Here is a 20155-nt window from a genome sequence, read left to right on the forward strand (position 1 = left end):
GTCTTGCAAAAAGGCTGGGCATAGGGGCAAGTTTTCAAAACTGTCTTGCATTTTTGTCGGTATAGGTGCGTTGTGAACCGGGCATCTGATAGGAGGAGCCGTTTTGCAGAATTGGGATGATCTTCGGCTGTTTCTAGCTGTCGCGCGTGAGCAAAGCCTGTCTGGCGCCGGAAAGGTGCTGCGGCTTGATCCTGCTACACTGGGGCGGCGCATGACGCGGTTGGAAAAAACAATGCAAGTCGCGCTATTTGTGAAATCGCCGCAGGGCTATGCGCTGACGCAGGCAGGCTCAGAACTGCTTGAGCGTGCAGGCGCGGTTGAACAGGCAATGCGCGGAACCTCGGTCGGGGACGGCGCACAGAGTGATACCTTAAGCGGGCAAATCAGGCTGGGCGCACCAGATGGTTGCGCGAATTTTCTACTGCCACAGGTTTGTGCGGCGATTGGACGGGATAACCCTGCGTTGGATATCCAGATCGTTGCCTTGCCGCGTGTGTTCAACCTAACACGCCGCGAAGCCGATATGGCCATTGGCGTAAGCGCGCCCACAGCAGGACGGCTGGTGGTGCGCCAAGTGACGGAATACCATCTGCATCTGGCCGCCTCAGAGGATTATCTGAACGCCAATGACCCGATCAAGGACGTAGAGGCGCTGAAGGCGCATAAGATGGTCGGTTACATCCCAGATATGATTTTTGATCGGGAGCTGGATTATCTTGCTGATCTGGGGGCAGGGCGCGTCGCGCTCGCGTCAAATTCGGTTTCGGTTCAGCTCAATATGTTGCGCCAAGGGGCAGGCGTAGGGGTGGTACATGATTTCAGCCTGCCGTTTGCGCCCGGTGTGCGCCGTATCCTGACGGATGCGGTTAGCTTAACCCGTGCCTTTTATCTGATTCGCCACGTCGATGACGCAAAAAACCTGCGTTTAGCGCGGTTTGCGGATTTGATGGCATCTGGCCTGCGGGCAGAGGTCGCGCGCCTAGAAGCCTTACAAGAACATGCCTAGCGCCCTTGACACCAGCACCCTGCGCGCGCGACGATCAACGAACCTCAACAACCTGAGCATGGGAGGATGATCTATGTTGGTGTCGCATATTCTACAATCCAAGGCGGACGACAGTGTCGTAACCGCATTACCCACAATTACAATATCAGAGGCGGCGCAGATGTTGTCAGAGCGCCGTATCGGTACAGTGCTTGTCTCACGCGATGGCCGCACGCCTGATGGTATCCTTTCAGAACGGGATATCGTGCGTCAGCTTGGCAGTGCCGGTGCTGCATGCCTGACTGAGCCAGTGAGCAGTATCATGACCTCCAAACTGGTGACGTGTACCCGTGATATCCGCGCGGATATCGTACTAGAGCAAATGACCGAAGGCCGCTTTCGCCATATGCCAGTCGTCGAAGATGGCGCATTGGTCGGGCTTATTTCACTGGGGGATGTCGTAAAGGCGCGCCTCATGGAACTGGCCATGGAAAAAGACGCACTTGAGGGAATGATCCGCGGACATTAGCGGAGTACTTGCATCCCGTGGCCGCGCATGCTTGCTTGGGTCCCGATAGCATTTAAAAGCAAGGAGCGCCGCCCATGCGCGTTGGCCTATATCCCGGTACATTCGATCCCATCACATTGGGGCATATTGATATTATCCGGCGTGCCGCATCACTGGTTGATAAATTGGTGATCGGCGTGGCCATCAATCGCGACAAGGGGCCACTGTTTTCGCTCGAAGAGCGGGTGGCCCTAATCGAAGAAGAATGTGCGACACTGGCCCAAGAAACTGGGATCGAAATTGTAGTGCATCCATTTGAAAATCTGCTGATCAGTTGCGCCCGCGATGTTGGAGCAGGGTTGATTGTGCGCGGTTTGCGGGCAGTGGCCGATTTTGAGTATGAATATCAAATGGTTGGGATGAATCGTCAGCTGGACGACGAGATCGAAACCGTCTTTTTGATGGCCGATGCACAGCATCAGGCAATCGCTAGCAAATTGGTAAAAGAGATCGCCAGATTAGACGGGGACGTGAGCAAATTCGTCACGCCCCGCGTCAATTCGGAACTGATAGCGCGCTTTAAATAAGCGCGTTAGCTGCGCGCCATAACGGTGGCAGTGTCCAGCATGCGGTTGGAGAAACCCCATTCGTTGTCATACCATGCCATGACGCGTGCCAGATTGCCCTGTTGAACGCTGGTTTGGTCCAGCGCCACAACCGAGCTGTGTGGGTCGTGGTTGAAATCAATGGATACCAGCTTGCGCGTTGTGGTGCCCATGACGCCTTCCATGCCTTCTGAGGCTGTGGAAATGGCGGCATTAATTTCTTCTGCCGTGGCGTCACGTTCCAGTTCAATAACCAGATCAACACAAGAGACATTCGGCGTTGGTACGCGAATGGCTGTGCCGTCGATTCGGCCTTCTAGCTCAGGCAAAACAAGGGCGATGGCCTTGGCCGCACCAGTTGTCGTTGGCACCATGGATACGGCACCCGCGCGGGCACGGTACAGATCGCTATGCGCGCCGTCGTGCAGCGACTGATCGCCAGTGTAGGCGTGGATGGTGGTCATGTGACCGCGTTTGATCCCAAAGGCATCGTGCAGCGCCTTGCTGAGAGGGGCGAGGCAGTTTGTTGTGCAAGACGCGTTTGAGACAATAATGTCTTCGGCGGTCAATGTGTCGTGGTTCACACCGTAGACAATTGTTTTCAGATCGCCCTTTGCAGGTGCGGAAATCAGAACTTTGTTTGAGCCGTTTTTCAAATGCGCCGCAGCGGCATCTCTGGAATTGAAAAAGCCTGTGCATTCCAGCGCGATATCAACGTCACCCCAAGGTAGTTTAGCCGGATCACGTTCGGCGCTGACACGAATAGGGCCTTGGCCTACATCCATCATATCATCCGCAAATTTCACTGTGCCGCCAAAACGGCCATGCACACTGTCAAATTCAAACAGATGTGCGCTGGTTTCTGGAGGGCTAAGATCATTGATGGCGACAACTTGGATATCGTCACGACCGCTTTCGATCAAAGCACGTAGTACGTTGCGACCAATGCGGCCAAACCCGTTGATTCCGATTTTGATGGTCATTGTGTACCTATTTTGAGCTATGTTTGCGCAAACATACGATGCAAAGCAGTGCTGTCAACAGGTGGATGAATAATGTGATGCAGAGATGGACAGGTTTTGAGGGCGCAATTTAGCGCCAGAAGGCCAACCATTCGATTAGGTCGGTCAGTTTCTTGGCCAGAAACACAACGTGTTCAGTGCCGTAATATATATAATCTCCGGCGATGGCGCAGATGATCAGCAGGCCGAGTACTATTGCGATCGGGTTGGTCATAACACGCCTTTATATATTGCCTGCCCCTTTTAGGGCAGGCAACACAAAGCAACAAGCCTTAGACCAACTTACCCATGGCAACGGCAACATCGGCCATACGCACAGAAAAGGCCCACTCATTGTCATACCATGCCAAAACGCGCACAGTACGGCCCGCAACAACAATGGTTTGATCCGGAGCAAAGATTGAGCTGTGTTCAGTGTGGTTAAAGTCGATAGAGACTTTTTGATCCGGATCATACGCCATCACATGGGACATGTTGCCCTCAGCAGCCGTTTTAGCGGCGAGGTTGATCTCTTCTACAGTGACATCGCGTGACGCGGTAAAGGTCAGGTCAACCGCGCTGACGTTTGGCGTAGGAACGCGCATGGCTGTGCCGTCAAGGCGGCCCTTAAGGGCAGGCATGACTTCACCCAGTGCTTTTGCCGCACCAGTAGACGTGGGGATAATCGCCATTGCTGCTGCGCGGGCGCGGTATAGGTCTTTGTGGCGACGATCCAGCGTTGGCTGATCACCTGTGTAGCTGTGGATTGTGGTCATCAGACCGCTTTCGATTCCAACCGCTTCGTGCATGACCTTGGCCAGTGGCGCGAGGCAGTTTGTAGTGCACGAGCCATTCGAGATCATTGTGTCAGTGGCCAGCATGTCGCCGTCATTTACACCAAACACAACCGTGCGATCCACGTTCTTACCTGGCGCAGACAGCAGAACCTTTTTTGCACCCTGTTCGATGTGCGCGCGCGCTTTGTTGCCATCGTTAAACTGGCCTGTGCATTCTAGCACCACGTCACAGCCGGACCAGTCTAGCTCTTCGAGGTTATAGGTAGACATGACCTCGATGTCGTTTTGCCCTAGGTTCAGATACCCATCATCGATTGTGACCACACCAGGAAAACGACCATGAACCGAGTCGTACCGCAGCATGTGAGCTGCCGTTTCGATAGGGCCAGTGGCGTTGAGTTTGATGACCTCGATGTCTTCACGTGCAGATTGTGCGATGTGCGAAAGGGTGCAGCGGCCAATGCGGCCAAAACCGTTGATCCCGACTTTGATGGTCATGATAGGCTCCTTGGGTGATCCGATTAGGCCCGCTATAGACGGCTGCCCTAGGGCGGGGCCAGAGGCAATACAGCCTGCGAAGTCTATGTTAGCGTTAAAGTTTTTAGGTTAGCGGTAACGCTGGCGGTGCATTGGCAAAACTGTCATCCTGCACTAGGTTTCAGGGACCTGATTGGCGGAGCGAATAGATGAGCGGACTGATTGCACTTTTGGATGATGTGGCCGCAATTGCCAAGGTTGCGGCGTCGTCCGTAGATGACGTAATCGGGCAGGCGACCAAAGCATCGGCCAAGGCTGCGGGGGCTGTGATTGATGACGCGGCAGTAACGCCGAAATATGTTCAAGGCTTTGAGGCCGACCGCGAATTGCCAGTCATCTGGCGCATCACCAAAGGCAGCCTGCGCAACAAGCTGGTGTATTTGCTTCCTGCCGGGCTTGCGTTGTCTGCATTTGCACCTTGGGCCATTGCGCCTCTGCTCATGTTGGGCGGTGCGTACCTGTGCTTTGAAGGCGCTGAGAAGGTTGCTCATGTCTTGGGGTGGAGCCATGGCCACGAGGACCATCCGAACAAGGCAGAAACCATTTCAGATCCTGCAGCGCTGGAAGAAGAAAAGGCAAAGGGTGCCATCAAGACCGATTTCATTCTCTCGGCAGAGATTATGACCATTACTTTGGCCGCTATTCCAGAAAGCACATTTTGGATGGAGGCCGCGACACTCGCCACTGTTGCCGTGATGATCACGGTAGCGGTCTATGGATCGGTCGCATTGATTGTTAAGATGGATGACCTTGGGTTGGCGATGGCCAACCGTGGGCGCCTCTCTGCCACGCGCGCCGCAGGGCGCAGTCTGGTCAAGGGTATGCCCGGTTTTCTGCACCTGCTGACCGTTGTTGGCACAGGCGCAATGCTGTGGGTGGGGGGATCGATCATTGTACATGGTTTGGAAGAACTGGGTGCAGGGTGGCCTGCAGAAGTCATCCATGATGCGGCATATACCATCGGCCACGCAGTACCTGCTGGATGGTCCGGCTTTACTGAATGGGTTTTTAAGGCCACTATCGACGGTGTGCTGGGCTTAATACTGGGCCTGCTGCTCATCCCGTTGGGAGAGAAGATCGTGACACCAATCTGGCGCAAAATATTTTCTAAAAGTTCTTAACACACGTCTGAAATGGCAATTGGGCTATTCATGATGTGTGTGACAAGCCCTTACAGTTGAACTGTGGGGCGTCAGGAGCTGTCTGTAGACACTATAAGGTCGTGAAGTAGTGCGGCTTTAGCTGTGGCGCAGGCGGCTCATGGCACTGGACATCACTACTGCAAGCGCAAGTGCGACAATGCCAAGGTGACCGAACACCACATAATTCCAAAGAACATCTGCAAAGCTGCCGCCGTTGAGTAGGGAAAGAAGGGCGGATACGCCGCCTGTCATTACTGCGGTCAAGAGGTAGGCCACTTTGATACTCCCATGTTAAAGTTCTAGCTCACTATAGGTTGTGCCTTAATCGTTAAACGAGTGTTAACGCCGATCAAGTCCTTCAGTGTTTAAGAGGGGTATGTGGCTGAACATCGCCTGAATTGTGGCAAAACTGGCGCAAATTAGCCTATGGGCTGGGGTGGTCTGTCTCTCATTTGGAAACGAAGACGGCGGTGCCTAATAAATAGGCACCGCCGCAAAGCCGTATTCGTCTATGTTTTAAAGGAGCGCTTTGGCTTTTTCGGCAACATTGGCAGCTGTTATGCCAAATTTGACGTACAATTCGCCAGCTGGTGCAGACGCACCAAAGCTATCCATGCCAACGAAATCAGCTTTACCCCATTTACCGCGCTCACCCAGCAACCACTGGTCCCAGCCTTGGCGAATCCCTGCCTCAATTCCGACGCGCACGGCACCACCGGGCAGAACGCGCTTGCGATAGGCGTCGTCTTGTTGGGCGAACAGCTCCATACACGGCATGGATACAACGCGTGTACCGATGCCTTCGGCCTGTAGCAGGTCACGGGCTTGCAGCGCGATTTCAACTTCGGAGCCTGTAGCGATCAGAATGACCTGACGTTTGCCTTCAGCATCTACCAGCGTGTAGGCGCCCTGAGCGGTCAGGTTCTTTGTCTTATGCTCGGTGCGTACAGTCGGCAAACCTTGGCGTGTGAGGGACAATACAGATGGCGTGCTGTCTTGTGTCAGCGCAATTTCCCAGCTTTCGGCGGTTTCAATCGTATCCGCAGGGCGGAACACCAATGTGTTGGGGGTTGAACGACTGATGGCCAGATGCTCAACAGGTTGGTGCGTTGGGCCATCTTCACCCAGACCAATACTGTCGTGCGTCATGACATAAACAACGGGCACCTGCATCAAGGCCGACAGGCGCATCGCGGGGCGTGCATAATCGGTAAAGCACATGAACGTACCGGAGTAGGGGCGCACACCACCGTGCAGTGCCATACCGTTCATTGCCGAGGACATGCCGTGCTCACGGATGCCCCAATAGACATAACGTCCATCGCGGCTGTCCAGATCGAACACACCCATGTCTGGTGTCTTGGTGTTGTTTGAGCCCGTGAGGTCGGCAGAACCGCCAACAGTTTCAGGCATGATCGGGTTGATGACGCCCAATACTTTTTCCGAAGAAGCACGAGTTGCCAGTTTCGGCGCGCTCTCGGAGATTTCTTTTTTGAACGCTTTGATCACAGCGCTTAGTTTCTTGGGTGCTTCACCGGCCAAGGCGCGGTTGAAGGTATCGCGCTTGTTGCCTGGGATATTTGCAAAACGCTCTTCCCATGCGGCGCGTGCTTCAGACCCACGGCTGCCAATGGCTTCCCATGCGGATTTGATATCGGCAGGGATTTCGAAGGGTGCTGATGTCCAGCCCCATGCTTCCTTGGCTGCAACCATCTGTGCAGGATCGGTCAATGCGCCGTGGCCCTTTGACGTGTCTTGTGCTGCGTGGCCCAGTGCAATGTGGGTTTTACAGGCGATCATGCTGGGTGTGTCGGTCTTGCGCGCGGCAGTTAGGGCTGCGTCGATCTCAACAGGGTTGTGGCCGTCGATTTCCTGAACGTCCCAGCCTGCTGCGCGGAAGCGACCAACCTGATCAGTTGTGTCTGACAGTGTAACAGGGCCGTCGATGGTGATGTTGTTGTTGTCCCACATCAAGATCAGCTTGCTCAGTTTGTGACGGCCGGCAAGGGTGATCGCCTCTTGGCTGACGCCTTCCATCAAGCAACCGTCACCTGCGATGACGTAGGTGCTGTGGTCTACAACCTTGGCACCGTATGTCGCGCGCTGGATTTCTTCTGCCATGGCAAAACCAACCGAGTTGGCAATCCCCTGACCAAGTGGTCCGGTTGTTGTTTCAATTGCATCGGCAAGAAAGTTCTCAGGGTGGCCCGCGGTGCGTGCGCCCATCTGGCGGAAGTTGCGGATTTCCTCAATGGGGAACTGAACGTCACCCACAAGGTGCAACAGCGAATAGATCAACATTGATCCGTGACCCGCAGACAGAACAAAACGGTCGCGGTCAGGCCACAGCGGATTGGCGGCGTCAAACTTTAGGTGGTTCTGAAACAGGACAGTGGCCACATCGGCCATACCGATGGGCATACCGGAGTGACCGGAGTTCGCCTCGGCAACGGCATCAAGCGTGAGCGCGCGAATTGCGGCCGCTTTTGACCAGTGATCGGGGTGGGCAGATTGGAGAGCTTTGAGATCCACGCGCTGGGACTCCTTCATAAAAAGGGCAGTTTCATAAAAAGGACAGTTTTGCGCTGCATATCAAGCCAGCGGGAAAGATCAAGCGCATGGAACATGCTGTTTGCCCCCGTTTGGGATGAAGTTTGAGCGCCAAGGTGCTGTTCTGAAAGGGGGGCAGTATTTATTGACCGCTTTAGGTAGGATCACTGCAATATTATGCGCGAACCGATTCGTATTGTGTAAAGGTCGGCGCGGGGTTGAAGAATGAAGAGGGGCATATGAACGATATCGAAGAACTTCAGCGGCGCATTACCGCTGCCATGGATCAGGTTGCGTTCGGGGTGGACAAATTGGGCGCGGCATCTGCAGGCCCTGATGAAGATACCCTGCGCCAACTAGAAGATGAACGCACCGCCAACGCACAGCTACAAGAGCGCGTGCGCAGCCTGCGAACAAAATCAGAAGGGGAGCTTGCTGCGTTGCGCTCTCATGTGGAAGAAGGTGAGGCCCGCATGGCCCAGCTCGATATCGAGCTGCAGCGCGTGCGCCGTGCCAACGCCCAACTCACCGATGCCTGCGCCGCACTACGGGATGCAAACACCGAAGGTGTTGGAGAACCTCACCTTATTAACAAGGCGATGCTGGCCGAACTGGAAGGGCTGCGCGCCGCTCGCGCCGCTGATGTGGCTGAAACGTCAACGATCCTTGCCAGTCTTCAGCCCTTGATTGATGCCGCATCCGACACGAATGCCCCTCAGGAGGACGCATAATGCCAGAGGTAAAAATTTCTATCGGCGGTCGCCAATTTGATGTGGCCTGTCAGGAGGGCGAAGAAAGCTATCTGCACTCCGCTGCCAAAATGTTGGACGACGAGGCCCAAGTTTTGGCCGATGCAGTGGGCCGTATGCCCGAAGCACGCATGTTGTTGATGGCTGGCCTGATGCTGGCGGATAAAACCGCAAGTGTTGAAGATAAAATCGCCGAAGTCCGCGCTGAGCTGGCCGAACGTGAGGCTGAACTTGAAGGTCTGCGCAATGTCGTGGTCGAGCCAGAGCGCATCGAAGTACCCGTTATCCCGCAATCGGTCACCGACACATTGGCCGAAATCGCAGCACGCGCAGAATCGCTGGCCGCTGAGATAGACGAAAAGGTCAATGGTTAGCCTCAGTTTGGGCTAGCACGCGTAGAAAAGGGAGGATGTAATTCCCCATCCTCCCTTCATAGTCTCTTCCGGGTGGTACGAGGTCATAGACCACCGGAAGAGTATTGGTCGCTGCTTAACTTAGAAGCCTAGAACCAAAGACACCCCAAGAGTGTTGTCGGTGGATTTCAGGCCCGCTGCTGGATCGGTGTTGTATTCTGTGCGATAGCTTACACGCGTGGACAGGTTTTTGGACATTTTATAGTTTATGCCAGCATCGTTGGTGACGGTTGTGTTCACGTCAGAACCCAGAATGTCGGTATCCATCGTGAATGACACAGTATCATTGAAGCCGTAGAAGTAGCGCGAGGTGGCGATAAAGCCGACTTCGGTTTCGGAATCGCCTGTCACGTCTTTAAAGTAACGCACACCGGGGCCTGCTTGAACGCGCCATGTGTGGTTTTCTTTGTTCAACACACGGTACCCAGGACCAAAGCCCAAGAAGGCGTCTGTTGTGGATCCGTCAATGCCGTTGTTGTCTGCGTCTGTCAGGTATCCGTCATATTCAAAACGTGCCACGCCGAACCCATAGAATTCTTGTGAGAAATAGCGGCTACCCTCATAGGTCGCAAAGAATTTCTCTTCGCTTTTGAGGCCATTTGCTTCGCCGTATTCTGCGGCAAATCCGATCAAATGGTTCCAGTCGTTAACACCGTATGTCAGGCGACCCGCGCCAGATACTTCGCCATTGTCTGTGTTGCCGGATGTACCGGAAGCAGACAGCGCAAAGGAACCACGCCAGCCCTGTGCGACGCCATTGGTACCATAACGTTCCGCATCCGAACCATTGGCCAGATCGTCGTTTACGTTATCAGCGATATCGTCGATCTGGTCGTTCAGTGATTGGATACCAGTGAGAGAGTCTTGTGCAAATGCGGGGGCGCCAACCATTAACGCTAGCGCTGATACAGTTGCCATTTTTATTAGCATGTTCATGTTTCAATCCCTTTCAAGGAGTTGTTCCGCCGTCCGGCAAGGCTGCCGTCGATCGGAAGCATCTCTGCTTGGGTAGAATTAGATTTGATGTTGATCGGAGTGAAATTCGAAAAACTCGTGTTTGAAGTGAGTATTATAAATTTGAAATCCGGACCGACTTATCAGTCTAGAGGTCTTCCTTGCGGGCCAGATTGCGGATTGCCAAGTTTTCATGAAACGTTTTCAGTCTCTTGAATAACTCCGGTCAAAGTCGTGCGCGCTACTTGGGCAAGATCATGCTCAAGGTCTTCGCGCCAAACAATCCATGATGGGTGGCTAAAACGTGGCGCGTCCGCCACAATATGCAAGTTTCCCGTCTCTAATTGGTGCTGCACTGACCGCTTTAGAAGGTACGCTTTGGCGCGACGGTTTGCGATATAGTCGCCCGTCAGTGCGCCAAGGTTCATGGTGAGGCCCGAATTTGTGAGATGGGGCAGGGCCAAAGCATGAGCTTGGGTGAATTCCGGACCCCATTCTGCAAGCACATAGTCACTTGCATCAGAGACAGAGGCATCGGGATAAGATGCGACCATGACCAGCTCATCCTCTAACACCTTTTCAGCCAACAGGCCGGGGCGCAGTTGTGGCGTATATATAAGGGCCGCTTGCACAACGCCTTCCATCAGAAAACGCGTCAACCTGTCTGGCATGCCCAGTTCTGTTCTAATGCTAAGTTTCGGCATGGCGGCTTGTAAACGGTCCAACCATTGAAACCCCAAGCGCGGCCATAGTGAATACTGCCCTCCAAGTGAGAGAGAGCGGTTATAACCTGCGGGGATTGCGATTTGTTGACGCGCTTCTTCCCAGATTCTGAGCAGGCTAAGGGCATAACGTTCAAACTGCGCGCCCTCTGGTGTCAGGATTGCTCCCGCCTTAGACCGTGTGAAAAGGGGATGGCCCAAGCTGTCCTCGAGCCGTTGAATGCGCAGGCTGACGGCGGATTGAGTGACAAACAGGCGGTCACAAGCGGCCGCAAATGACTCTGTGTTGGCGACCTCGATAAAGGTTTTGATCAGAGTGATGTCCATAATGCATATCCATAAGATAGTTGCGTTTTAAGTGTCATTCGAATTGGTGTTCCTGAGAATTGGATTTCTGATGTACCAATCTCAGCAATGCCAAGCAGGTGTCTGCAGGGCATCGATTTGGCCATATCAGCCATACAAACGCGACAGCGTCGAAGGGAACTTGGGGCGTTTAATACCCATAAAACGATTGCCGTTGATTTGATGGAAATAGGTGTTTTTGTGTTGGAACACCCAACAGGACGAGGCATTGGCACTGCGGTTGGGGTAATGAGGTTTGGAGTGTGAATCGCTCGAAACACAGCATTGGTACTGGCAAGCTTGCAGTACATTTGGGCAAATTTTCTCTGAAATAGATTTATGGGCCCGCGGCTTAAGTAAGCGCTAGATACAATTGGGCATAAAAAAAGCGCGCCTCCGAATGGGGCGCGCTTTTTCGTGTCTGGATGCCAAAAATTTAGCCGTTGGCTTCGCGGATCTTATCTGCGGCGTCTTTATCGAAGGTCACGCCGTTATCTGTGAACAATGTGTCCAATTCGCCAGATAGGGTCATTTCGGTGATGATGTCACAGCCGCCAACAAATTCGCCTTTGACATATAGCTGGGGAACGGTGGGCCAATCGGAAAAATCCTTGATGCCTTGGCGGATTGTCTCATCGGCCAGAACGTTCACATCCGCATACTCAATGCCCATGTAATTCAGCACGCCAGCAACGCGCGACGAAAAACCGCACTGCGGCATTTCTTTGGTGCCCTTCATAAACAGAACGACATCGTTGCCGGTGACTGCGTCTTTGATGGTTTGATTTGCATCGCTCATTGGGTCTGGTCCTTGTTCTTAGTTTTGTGGAACGCCGTGTGGTACCGCGCGCTATAGGTTTCATCATCCGGCAAGGCGAGGCCTTCTGGATTGATAATGTCATTTTCGGGGGCGTCTTTGCGGCTGAAAACACGTGGCATAGGCATCGTGGTCCGCTCTAGGCCTTGGTGAATGCGCTGGGTCCGGTAGACGCCAGTCATGTCTAATGCTTCATGCCCGAGGGCGGGCTTTTTGTTTGCTGGGCTACGGTGAGGTTGGCGTTTGGATAGAGGGACATAGCTGCGGCTTGCCGCGCGGTATTGCGATACGCAAACTCCCACGACACCCAGCAACGCTGCTCCCAATATCCAAACCCACATGTGTTTACCCCGGTACTTTCGTGGTGAGGGCTAGCGCGTGCAGATCGCCGTTCGTGCCATCCATCTTGCCCTTTAGGGCTGCGTATACGGCGCGCTGTTGCTGCACACGGTTTTTGCCGCGGAAACTCTCGTCGGTTACCATCGCAGCCATGTGCACACCGTCGTTGCCTTCGACCACAATCTGGGCGTCCGGAAAGCTGATGCGCAGAAGGTCTTCGATTTCACTGGCTTGCATGGGCATGGGTGGTCTTCCTTTTGGCTCTGTTAATTTAGATGTAGTAGGGGGAGGGCTTGCGTGCAAGGGAACACGATCCTACCTTGTTCCGAAACGCGTAATGTCAGACGCTACCATTTCAAGTTTCCTAAGGTTCCAAGGAAGGATACCGCAGATGCAATCTATTTCAGGCGCACCGGAACAAGCACTTGCTTGGATCCGCGCAGGCAAACGTGCAGCCCTTGCCACTGTCATTGAGACATGGGGTTCTGCGCCGCGCCGTGTAGGCGCCCAAATGGTTGTGTCAGATGCCGCCGAAATGGAAGGTTCTGTCTCGGGGGGCTGTGTTGAAGGCGCTGTAGTGGTTGAAGCACTGGAGGCGTTGGAAGACGGCGAAACAAAGCTACTGGAATACGGCATCAGTGACGGAGATGCCTTTGCGGTTGGTCTGGCCTGTGGTGGTAATATCCGCGTCTTGGTTGAGCCGATCGGGGCAGGTGGCATGCCCCAAGAGATGTTGGAAGCGCTGGTTGCAGCCCGCGCGGCCTCTACCCCGGTGGCTTATCGCGTGACCCTTGAGGGAACGCAGCACGCGCTGGTGTCCGAGGGCTACGAGGACCGCTTTCGCAAGGACCGTTCAGGTGTTGAGGAAGACGGCAAAACATTTGTGGCAATTCACAACCCGCCATTGCGGTTGATTGTTGTTGGCGCGGTTCACATTGCCCAAGCATTGGTGCCTATGGCTCAGATCGCGGGCTTTGATCCTGTTGTGATTGATCCACGCGAAGCGTTCGGCTCTGAAGCGCGTTTTCCGGGCGCGCGGGTTATCAATGATTGGCCTGATACTGCAATCGAGGACGTAGGTATTGATACCCGCACAGCATTGGTGCTGCTGTCCCACGACCCCAAGCTGGATGATCCGGCGTTACATGTTGGGTTGCGATCTGGCGCGTTTTATATTGGCGCGTTGGGGTCAACGCGCACCCACGCCGGCAGGATTGAACGCCTGTCCGAAGCGGGATTTGATCCCCACACCATCGCACGAATTCACGGGCCTGTAGGCCTGAACATTGCCGCATCTGGCCCTTCCGAGATTGCAGTGTCGATTCTTGCACAAATGATCGAAGTGTTACGCACCCCATGAAGTTTGGCTCAGTTGCGACATCTTCAGCGCTTGGCACCGTTTTGGCCCACTCTATGGCCCTGCCAAAGGGGCGGTTGCGAAAAGGCGTTGTGCTGGGTCAGGACGATATTGCGGCCCTTGAGGCTGCGGGGCATTCTGATGTTATCGTGGCACAGCTGGAAAAGGATGACGTGGCAGAAAATGCCGCTGCAGATGCGGTCGCGGACGCGTTATTGGAGGGCAGTGCTGGTTTGCGACGCAGCGTCGCCTTTACCGGGCGGGTTAATCTGATCGCTGAAACCGCCGGAGTAGCGGTGCTGGATGTGGCTGCACTGGATGCCGTGAACGGGGTTGATCCCATGATTACGGTTGCGACGGTTCCGGCACACCACCAATTGCGGGCGGGCGATTTGGTCGCGACAATCAAAATTATCGCATATGCGATCCCCCAGACCGCCTTGGATATTGCGGTCGAAAAAGCGCGCGGCGCTGCGCGACTTGCTGGTCCTGCGCTGGCATCTGCAACGTTGATCATCACCGAAATCCCTGGTGGGGCCGGGGATAAGGGCAAGCAGGCCATTGAGGACCGCCTCACCGCGTTAGATGTTGCGCTGACATCGGTTCAAATGGTGCCGCATACTCAAGACGCATTAACCGCAGAGATAAAAGCGGCGGACACGCCATTGGTTTTGATTTTGTCCGGATCAGCCACCTCTGACATCACCGATGTGGCACCTGCTGCATTGGTTCAGGCGGGTGGGCAAGTCGCGCGATTTGGCATGCCAGTAGATCCCGGAAATTTGTTATTTTTGGGTACGCTGGGGGATCAGCAGGTGATCGGTTTGCCGGGCTGTGCGCGTTCGCCAGCGCTCAATGGTGCAGATTGGGTTCTGTCGCGTGTGGCCTGCGGCATTGACGTAACGTCACAAGATATCGCCGCGATGGGTGTAGGTGGCTTGTTAAAAGAAATTCCGACACGCCCACAACCGCGCCGTGCCCGCAACTGACGCAAAACTGGGTGGTATGATCCAACGTCAAGGAAATTTTTTAGTTCTCAACCCGCCGGAGCCATGCTTAACTCCCCTTCAATGACACAAATTATGAGAAGTCTGGGAGGACATGAATGACACAGGTTAAGATGACCGTGAATGGCAAGGCCGCGTCCGGCGATGTCGAAGGTCGCACGTTGCTGGTCCAATTCTTGCGCGAAAATATGGGAATGACGGGAACACACGTTGGCTGTGACACCAGCCAATGTGGCGCATGCGTTGTGCATGTAGACGGCGTTGCCGTTAAATCCTGCACCATGCTAGCGGTGGAAGCCGAAGGTTCCGAAGTGGCCACAATCGAGGGCCAAGCGGCACCAGATGGTACACTCAATACAATCCAGCAGGCGTTTCAGGACCACCACGGCCTGCAATGCGGTTTCTGTACCCCGGGTATGGTGATGTCTGCGGCGGCGCTGTTGAAAGACAACCCCAAGCCAACAGAAGCAGACGTGCGCCACTATCTGGACGGCAACATCTGCCGCTGCACTGGCTACCACAACATCGTTAAGGCGATCATGGCTGCATCCGGTCAGGACGTTGGCGCGATAGCGGCTGAATAAGCAGTGAGTAGCCCGCGCTTCATCATGGTCGGCACGCAAGATGCCGCTGTTGCAACCGCCTTTGTCACATCGGTGATGGGGTGGGCAAAGATGAAGATGGGCGCTGGTGCTCCCGAATTTGGGCGGTTTGGTATCTGTAGTGATCCAGATGCTGTTCACTTTGGCGTGTATCAAAAATAGCCACATCCGTCTGCCAACAAGGCGGTTGTGTTGAAATTCATTACTGATTGGGTCGCGCATTTGCGGACTGGCCCTAGGGAGGAATAAAAATGCCTAAGGATTTTGGTATCGGTGCCAGCAGTAAGCGGCGCGAAGACGTCCGGTTTTTGACCGGAGAAGGCAACTATACGGATGACATCAACGTAAACGGTCAGGCGCATGTGTTTTTCCTGCGCTCGGACATTGCGCATGGCACGATCAACAGCGTGGACACATCCGCGGCTGACGGCATGCCCGGTGTGGTCAAGATTTTCACAGGCGTTGATTTTGTTGAAGTGGGATCAGTCCCTTGTGGTTGGCAGATCACGGATAAACACGGCGAACCAATGCAAGAGCCGCGCCACCCTGTGCTGGCCGATGGCAAGGTCCGCCACGTAGGCGAGCCGATCGCAGCAGTTGTCGCCGAAACGCTAGAGCAGGCCCGCGACGCCGCCGAAGCGATCAACGTGGATATTTCAGAATTGCCCGCCGTGGTGAACATGAAAGAAGCGGTCAAAGAAGGCGCAACAAAGGTGCACGACGATTTGACGTCGAACCTGTGCTATGACTGGGGCTTTGTTGAAGAGAACAAAGGCGCTGTTGATGCCGCGTTTGAAGAGGCGGCGCATGTCACCACCCTTGAGCTGGTGAACAACCGTCTTGTGGCCAACCCGATGGAGCCGCGCGTGGCCGTAGGTGATTTCGCCCGTGGCACTGGTGATCACACGCTCTACACCACCAGCCAAAACCCGCATGTTATTCGCCTGTTGATGGGCGCATTTGTGCTGGGCATCCCAGAGCATAAGCTGCGTGTTGTTGCGCCTGATGTTGGCGGCGGCTTTGGCACAAAAATCTTCCACTATCAGGAAGAAGCATTTGTGACCTTCGCAGCCAAAGTGTGTAACCGCGCTGTTAAGTGGACCTCGTCACGTTCCGAGGCGTTCATGTCAGACGCGCATGGCCGCGACCACGTGACTAAGATTCAGCTGGCGCTGGACAAAGACAACAACTTTACCGCTCTGCGCACGGATACCTACGCCAACATGGGCGCGTATCTCAGCACCTTTGCACCGTCTGTTCCTACCTGGCTGCACGGCACATTGATGGCGGGGAACTATAAAACGCCGCTGATCTACGTGAACGTAAAAGCCGTCTTCACCAACACGGTGCCGGTTGATGCGTATCGCGGTGCTGGTCGCCCCGAGGCGACATATCAGCTAGAGCGTTTGGTTGATAAAGCAGCCCATGAGCTGAAGGTTGATCCGATCAAACTGCGCCGCCAGAACTTTATCATGGAGTTCCCATACGCCACGCCAGTTGCTGTGGAATATGACACGGGCGATTATGTTGCGACGATGGACAAGCTCGAAGAGATGGCCGACATCCCCGGATTTGCAGTGCGCCGCGCCGCATCCGAGGCTGCGGGCAAGCTGCGCGGCTTTGGCGTGAACTGCTACATCGAGGCGTGCGGTATTGCGCCGTCCAACCTTGTTGGGCAACTGGGCGCACGTGCGGGCCTGTTTGAAAGCTGCACAGTGCGTGTGAACGCCACGGGCGGCCTTGTTGTTATGACAGGCAGCCACAGCCACGGGCAGGGGCATGAGACGACCTTCTCCCAAGTGGTCGCCGAGATGATCGGCATCCCGGAGGATATGGTCGAGGTTGTGCACGGTGACACGGCCAACACACCAATGGGCATGGGTACTTACGGGTCCCGCTCCCTAGCGGTAGGTGGTTCTGCCATGGTGCGCGCCACAGAAAAGATCATCGCAAAGGCCACCAAGATCGCCAGCCACTTGCTGGAGGCTTCCGAGTCCGATGTTGAGCTGAAAGACGGTGCATTCACTGTTGCAGGCACGGATAAATCCGTCGCTTGGGGCGAAGTGACACTGGCCGCCTATGTGCCGCACAACTATCCGCTGGAAGAGATCGAACCAGGCCTCGAAGAGACTGCGTTTTATGACCCGTCAAACTTTACCTATCCATCAGGCGCCTATGCCTGTGAGGTCGAGCTGGATCCAGAAACAGGTCAGGTCACAATCGAGCGGTTCTCGGCTGCGGATGATTTCGGGAATATTGTGAACCCGATGATTGTAACCGGTCAGGTCCACGGCGGTATCGCCCAAGGGATCGGGCAGGCACTGCTGGAAAACTGTGCCTACGACAGCGATGGTCAACTGCTCAGCGCTAGCTACATGGATTACGCGATGCCGCGTGCGTCTGATTTGCCGTTATTTGACGTCGATCACTCGTGCCAGACACCGTGTACGCACAATCCATTGGGCGTAAAGGGCTGCGGCGAGGCAGGGGCAATCGGCTCTCCTCCGGCGGTGGTCAATGCGGTTTTGGATGCTATGCGCTCGGGCGGTAAGGATGTCGGCCATATCGACATGCCTGTGACACCGCACCGCGTCTGGGAAGCGATGAACAGCTGAGTATAATTGCAATCGGTGGCCCAAATCGGGGCATCGATTGTGCATTGAGATTTGAAAAGGGTGCATTGGCGCGATGCCGCACCTGAAAGGAAGACAAGATGTATAATTTTGATGTTGAAATGCCCAGCACCATCGCTGATGCGGTGCAGGCATTGTCGCGCGACGAGGCGCAACCGCTGAGTGGCGGCCAAACACTGATCCCAACGCTTAAGGCGCGCCTTGCAGCACCTTCGGTGCTGGTGTCGCTGCACGGTATTGCCGAAATGAAAGGCGTTTCAAAAGACGGCGCGACGCTTTCTGTTGGTGGTGGGACAACCCACGCAACTGTGGCGGCTGAAGCTGCAGCCAGCTATCCTGCACTTGCCTCACTTGCGGCACGTATTGGTGATCCGGCTGTGCGCAACCGTGGTACAATTGGTGGCTCGGTTGCCAACAATGACCCATCCGCGTGCTATCCTGCGGGTGTGCTTGCGTCTGGCGCAACCGTGGTCACCAACACCCGTGAGATCGCGGCCGACGATTACTTTCAAGGCATGTTCGACACCGCACTGGAAGAGGGCGAGATCGTCACCGCAGTGAAGTTCCCGATCCCTGAGGCAGCGCATTACGAAAAGCACCTACAGCCTGCGTCACGTTTTCCGCTGGTTGCTGTGTTTGTGGCCAAATTCGCGGACGGCGTGCGTGTTGCTGTAACGGGTGCGTCTGAAAATGGCGTGTTCCGTTGGACCGAAGCCGAAGCAGCTCTGAACAGCAACTTTAGCGCAGATGCGGTTGCTGGCCTCTCTGCGGATGGTTCGGAGATGATCAGTGACTTGCATGGCACGGGCACATACCGCGCGCATTTGGTTGGCGTGATGACCAAACGGGCTGTTGCAGCCATCACAGGCTAAATTGCAAGCTCGATTCGATATGATAGATAGCCGCGCAGCACTGCGCGGCTATTTGCCTTTTAGGGGCAGGGTTTAGATCGGTCGTAGGTGATCAGGGCATTAGACTATGGTTTTGATGAATAGGTTGAGGTGAAATATGTTTATTGCACAAATCCCTGCTGGATATTTGGCATCAAACCTCATCGCACAAAAACAAACCAACAGATTTCGCCTATTAGCTTTTGGAATCGGTTGCTCAATCTTACCTGACTTGGATTTGCTTTGGTTTTATCTGGTCGATAATCGCCAGACCGCGCATCACGCGTATATCTTTCACTGGCCACTGTTCTGGTGTGCCCTTGCGTTGGCGGCGTGGTTCTTTTCGTGGATTACCAACAAGCCGTGGATGAAGGCGTACATTTTGGTAGGTTTGGTGTGCCTGACACTACACATGTTTCTAGATAGCTTAGCTGCTGAGATTTATTGGTTGAAGCCATTTTCTGATATGCATCTCAATGTTGTTGAGGTTCCCGCCCGCTAGGGGTGATGGGTTTGGAACTTTGTCTTTCATTGGACTTTTGCAGCTGAGCTCGCGATCTGTTTGGCGGCGGCTGCCGTGTTGGTGCGCAAACGAAATGCCGCGGGACGGGGATGAACAAACCGTGGCACCTTGACTGCGTTTGATCTTAGGTGAGCAAGTACAAGTAGACGTTGTTCAGATAGGCCTCTTCATGGATGCAAAAGTGGGTCTCACCAACCTGATCAAAGCCTTGTGATAGATAAAAAGCGATTGCTGGCGTATTTTCCGCATTTGTTGTCAGCCAAACAGATTTGGCTTCCTTATCACGGGCATACTGAAGTGCCGCGTTTAGCAGTCGTTTCCCAATACCCTTGCCGTGATGACGTGGCTGAACATAAAGTGTCGAAATTTCCATTTCTGAACAACCATCCACCGGAGCTTTGCTCGCAGAGGATATACGCATAAAGCCGTCAATGCCGTCCCTATTTTCAGAGACCAGAATGAACTGCGTAGGATCACAGATGAGTGCTTGGGTCTTTGCTTTGGTGAATTCACTCAACGCATAATCTGCAAAGAAGGCGCTCACGCCCTGCTTGAGGTAAGTGACGATCCATACTTCGATCGAAATGGCGGCGATGCTTGAGGCGTCTGATAATTGTGATCTTCTGAGGGTCATGCCTGAAACATGACAGTTACAGGTGCGGAGGTGAAATCGAAATTG

General features: G+C 54.4%; 24 protein-coding genes. 13 read left to right on the top strand and 11 right to left on the bottom strand.

Going from position 1 to position 20155, the window contains the following annotated elements; all coding sequences use genetic code 11:
* The first annotated feature begins 103 nt into the window (after positions 1–103).
* The 3 genes from V7775_RS09425 (at position 104) to coaD (ending at position 2080) form a co-directional block, all read left to right on the top strand.
* Positions 104–1006 carry a LysR family transcriptional regulator gene (locus tag V7775_RS09425; RefSeq protein WP_335751631.1) on the top strand — a complete coding sequence of 301 codons (903 nt, stop codon included), beginning with the start codon at positions 104–106 and terminating at the stop codon, positions 1004–1006.
* A 73-nt stretch (positions 1007–1079) separates the two neighbouring features.
* The gene (locus V7775_RS09430) at positions 1080–1514 is read left to right on the top strand and encodes a CBS domain-containing protein (RefSeq protein WP_335751632.1); all 435 of its coding nucleotides are present in this window, start codon (positions 1080–1082) and stop codon (positions 1512–1514) included.
* 74 nt (positions 1515–1588) lie between these two features.
* On the top strand, positions 1589–2080 hold the full coding sequence (gene coaD / locus V7775_RS09435; RefSeq protein ID WP_335751633.1) for a pantetheine-phosphate adenylyltransferase: 492 nt from the start codon (positions 1589–1591) through the stop codon (positions 2078–2080).
* 5 nt (positions 2081–2085) lie between these two features.
* Here the strand turns inward: coaD and gap (V7775_RS09440) are convergent, their stop codons facing one another.
* From gap (V7775_RS09440) to gap (V7775_RS09450), 3 genes are all read right to left on the bottom strand, one after another.
* Positions 2086–3081: a type I glyceraldehyde-3-phosphate dehydrogenase gene (gene gap / locus V7775_RS09440; RefSeq protein ID WP_335751634.1), complete on the bottom strand. Its 996-nt coding sequence runs from the start codon at positions 3079–3081 to the stop codon at positions 2086–2088.
* A gap of 109 nt (positions 3082–3190) precedes the next feature.
* A complete protein-coding gene (locus V7775_RS09445; RefSeq protein ID WP_335751635.1) occupies positions 3191–3334 on the bottom strand; it encodes a hypothetical protein in 144 nt (47 codons plus the stop codon).
* A gap of 58 nt (positions 3335–3392) precedes the next feature.
* Complete coding sequence (gap, locus tag V7775_RS09450; RefSeq protein WP_335751636.1) at positions 3393–4394, bottom strand: type I glyceraldehyde-3-phosphate dehydrogenase; 1002 nt, start codon at positions 4392–4394, stop codon at positions 3393–3395.
* Between the two features lie 188 nt (positions 4395–4582).
* On the opposite strand from gap (V7775_RS09450), the gene V7775_RS09455 reads away from it, so the two are divergent.
* Complete coding sequence (locus V7775_RS09455) at positions 4583–5554, top strand: DUF808 domain-containing protein (RefSeq protein WP_335751637.1); 972 nt, start codon at positions 4583–4585, stop codon at positions 5552–5554.
* A gap of 117 nt (positions 5555–5671) precedes the next feature.
* Here V7775_RS09455 and V7775_RS09460 read toward each other — a convergent pair whose 3' ends face one another.
* Entirely contained in the window at positions 5672–5851 is a 180-nt protein-coding gene (locus tag V7775_RS09460) for a hypothetical protein (protein ID WP_335751638.1), read from the bottom strand.
* Positions 5852–6091: 240 nt separating this feature from the next.
* Positions 6092–8107, bottom strand: a complete 2016-nt coding sequence (gene tkt, locus V7775_RS09465; protein WP_335751639.1) for a transketolase — start codon at positions 8105–8107, stop codon at positions 6092–6094.
* Positions 8108–8364: 257 nt separating this feature from the next.
* On the opposite strand from tkt, the gene V7775_RS09470 reads away from it, so the two are divergent.
* Both V7775_RS09470 and V7775_RS09475 read left to right on the top strand, forming a co-directional pair.
* A complete protein-coding gene (locus tag V7775_RS09470) occupies positions 8365–8856 on the top strand; it encodes a hypothetical protein (protein WP_335751640.1) in 492 nt (163 codons plus the stop codon).
* A complete protein-coding gene (locus V7775_RS09475; protein ID WP_335751641.1) occupies positions 8856–9248 on the top strand; it encodes a cell division protein ZapA in 393 nt (130 codons plus the stop codon). The genes V7775_RS09470 and V7775_RS09475 overlap by 1 nt, the downstream gene beginning before the upstream one ends.
* A 120-nt stretch (positions 9249–9368) precedes the next feature.
* On the opposite strand, the gene V7775_RS09480 is transcribed toward V7775_RS09475, so the two are convergent.
* From V7775_RS09480 to V7775_RS09500, 5 genes are all read right to left on the bottom strand, one after another.
* Entirely contained in the window at positions 9369–10223 is an 855-nt protein-coding gene (locus V7775_RS09480) for a DUF481 domain-containing protein (protein WP_335751642.1), read from the bottom strand.
* Between the two features lie 209 nt (positions 10224–10432).
* A complete protein-coding gene (locus V7775_RS09485) occupies positions 10433–11290 on the bottom strand; it encodes a LysR family transcriptional regulator (protein WP_335751643.1) in 858 nt (285 codons plus the stop codon).
* A gap of 454 nt (positions 11291–11744) precedes the next feature.
* Complete coding sequence (grxD, locus tag V7775_RS09490; RefSeq protein WP_335751644.1) at positions 11745–12107, bottom strand: Grx4 family monothiol glutaredoxin; 363 nt, start codon at positions 12105–12107, stop codon at positions 11745–11747.
* Positions 12104–12466 carry a hypothetical protein gene (locus V7775_RS09495; protein ID WP_335751645.1) on the bottom strand — a complete coding sequence of 121 codons (363 nt, stop codon included), beginning with the start codon at positions 12464–12466 and terminating at the stop codon, positions 12104–12106. The genes grxD and V7775_RS09495 overlap by 4 nt, the downstream gene beginning before the upstream one ends.
* A gap of 4 nt (positions 12467–12470) precedes the next feature.
* Positions 12471–12707, bottom strand: a complete 237-nt coding sequence (locus V7775_RS09500) for a BolA/IbaG family iron-sulfur metabolism protein (RefSeq protein ID WP_335751646.1) — start codon at positions 12705–12707, stop codon at positions 12471–12473.
* Positions 12708–12855: 148 nt separating this feature from the next.
* Between V7775_RS09500 and V7775_RS09505 the strand changes: the two genes are divergently transcribed.
* The 7 genes from V7775_RS09505 to V7775_RS09535 all read left to right on the top strand — a co-directional run bounded on the left by V7775_RS09505 (position 12856) and on the right by V7775_RS09535 (position 19455).
* Positions 12856–13824, top strand: a complete 969-nt coding sequence (locus V7775_RS09505; RefSeq protein WP_335751647.1) for an XdhC family protein — start codon at positions 12856–12858, stop codon at positions 13822–13824.
* Positions 13821–14810 carry a molybdopterin-binding protein gene (locus V7775_RS09510; RefSeq protein ID WP_335751648.1) on the top strand — a complete coding sequence of 330 codons (990 nt, stop codon included), beginning with the start codon at positions 13821–13823 and terminating at the stop codon, positions 14808–14810. The genes V7775_RS09505 and V7775_RS09510 overlap by 4 nt, the downstream gene beginning before the upstream one ends.
* Before the next feature lie 116 nt (positions 14811–14926).
* Complete coding sequence (locus V7775_RS09515) at positions 14927–15412, top strand: (2Fe-2S)-binding protein (protein ID WP_335751649.1); 486 nt, start codon at positions 14927–14929, stop codon at positions 15410–15412.
* Between the two features lie 3 nt (positions 15413–15415).
* A complete protein-coding gene (locus V7775_RS09520) occupies positions 15416–15592 on the top strand; it encodes a hypothetical protein (RefSeq protein ID WP_335751650.1) in 177 nt (58 codons plus the stop codon).
* A gap of 89 nt (positions 15593–15681) precedes the next feature.
* Positions 15682–18045, top strand: a complete 2364-nt coding sequence (locus tag V7775_RS09525; protein WP_335751651.1) for a xanthine dehydrogenase family protein molybdopterin-binding subunit — start codon at positions 15682–15684, stop codon at positions 18043–18045.
* A 98-nt stretch (positions 18046–18143) separates the two neighbouring features.
* Complete coding sequence (locus tag V7775_RS09530) at positions 18144–18935, top strand: FAD binding domain-containing protein (protein WP_335751652.1); 792 nt, start codon at positions 18144–18146, stop codon at positions 18933–18935.
* 136 nt (positions 18936–19071) lie between these two features.
* Positions 19072–19455 carry a metal-dependent hydrolase gene (locus V7775_RS09535; protein ID WP_335751653.1) on the top strand — a complete coding sequence of 128 codons (384 nt, stop codon included), beginning with the start codon at positions 19072–19074 and terminating at the stop codon, positions 19453–19455.
* A 145-nt stretch (positions 19456–19600) separates the two neighbouring features.
* Here V7775_RS09535 and V7775_RS09540 read toward each other — a convergent pair whose 3' ends face one another.
* The gene (locus tag V7775_RS09540) at positions 19601–20110 is read right to left on the bottom strand and encodes a GNAT family N-acetyltransferase (RefSeq protein ID WP_335751654.1); all 510 of its coding nucleotides are present in this window, start codon (positions 20108–20110) and stop codon (positions 19601–19603) included.
* Positions 20111–20155: the final 45 nt, after the last annotated feature.

It is taken from the genome of Sulfitobacter sp. (assembly GCF_036960155.1).
In the GTDB taxonomy this organism is placed as follows: domain Bacteria; phylum Pseudomonadota; class Alphaproteobacteria; order Rhodobacterales; family Rhodobacteraceae; genus Sulfitobacter.

Bases quoted from the DNA above. Each gene is read 5' to 3' on its own strand.
- V7775_RS09430 (WP_335751632.1), top strand. From the start codon at position 1,080: ATGTTGGTGTCGCATATTCTACAATCCAAGGCGGACGACAGTGTCGTA.
- coaD (WP_335751633.1), top strand. From the start codon at position 1,589: ATGCGCGTTGGCCTATATCCCGGTACATTCGATCCCATCACATTGGGG.
- gap (WP_335751634.1), bottom strand. From the start codon at position 3,081: ATGACCATCAAAATCGGAATCAACGGGTTTGGCCGCATTGGTCGCAAC.
- V7775_RS09445 (WP_335751635.1), bottom strand. From the start codon at position 3,334: ATGACCAACCCGATCGCAATAGTACTCGGCCTGCTGATCATCTGCGCC.
- gap (WP_335751636.1), bottom strand. From the start codon at position 4,394: ATGACCATCAAAGTCGGGATCAACGGTTTTGGCCGCATTGGCCGCTGC.
- V7775_RS09455 (WP_335751637.1), top strand. From the start codon at position 4,583: ATGAGCGGACTGATTGCACTTTTGGATGATGTGGCCGCAATTGCCAAG.
- V7775_RS09470 (WP_335751640.1), top strand. From the start codon at position 8,365: ATGAACGATATCGAAGAACTTCAGCGGCGCATTACCGCTGCCATGGAT.
- V7775_RS09475 (WP_335751641.1), top strand. From the start codon at position 8,856: ATGCCAGAGGTAAAAATTTCTATCGGCGGTCGCCAATTTGATGTGGCC.
- V7775_RS09480 (WP_335751642.1), bottom strand. From the start codon at position 10,223: ATGAACATGCTAATAAAAATGGCAACTGTATCAGCGCTAGCGTTAATG.
- V7775_RS09485 (WP_335751643.1), bottom strand. From the start codon at position 11,290: ATGGACATCACTCTGATCAAAACCTTTATCGAGGTCGCCAACACAGAG.
- grxD (WP_335751644.1), bottom strand. From the start codon at position 12,107: ATGAGCGATGCAAATCAAACCATCAAAGACGCAGTCACCGGCAACGAT.
- V7775_RS09495 (WP_335751645.1), bottom strand. From the start codon at position 12,466: ATGTGGGTTTGGATATTGGGAGCAGCGTTGCTGGGTGTCGTGGGAGTT.
- V7775_RS09500 (WP_335751646.1), bottom strand. From the start codon at position 12,707: ATGCCCATGCAAGCCAGTGAAATCGAAGACCTTCTGCGCATCAGCTTT.
- V7775_RS09505 (WP_335751647.1), top strand. From the start codon at position 12,856: ATGCAATCTATTTCAGGCGCACCGGAACAAGCACTTGCTTGGATCCGC.
- V7775_RS09510 (WP_335751648.1), top strand. From the start codon at position 13,821: ATGAAGTTTGGCTCAGTTGCGACATCTTCAGCGCTTGGCACCGTTTTG.
- V7775_RS09515 (WP_335751649.1), top strand. From the start codon at position 14,927: ATGACACAGGTTAAGATGACCGTGAATGGCAAGGCCGCGTCCGGCGAT.
- V7775_RS09525 (WP_335751651.1), top strand. From the start codon at position 15,682: ATGCCTAAGGATTTTGGTATCGGTGCCAGCAGTAAGCGGCGCGAAGAC.
- V7775_RS09530 (WP_335751652.1), top strand. From the start codon at position 18,144: ATGTATAATTTTGATGTTGAAATGCCCAGCACCATCGCTGATGCGGTG.
- V7775_RS09535 (WP_335751653.1), top strand. From the start codon at position 19,072: ATGTTTATTGCACAAATCCCTGCTGGATATTTGGCATCAAACCTCATC.
- V7775_RS09540 (WP_335751654.1), bottom strand. From the start codon at position 20,110: ATGACCCTCAGAAGATCACAATTATCAGACGCCTCAAGCATCGCCGCC.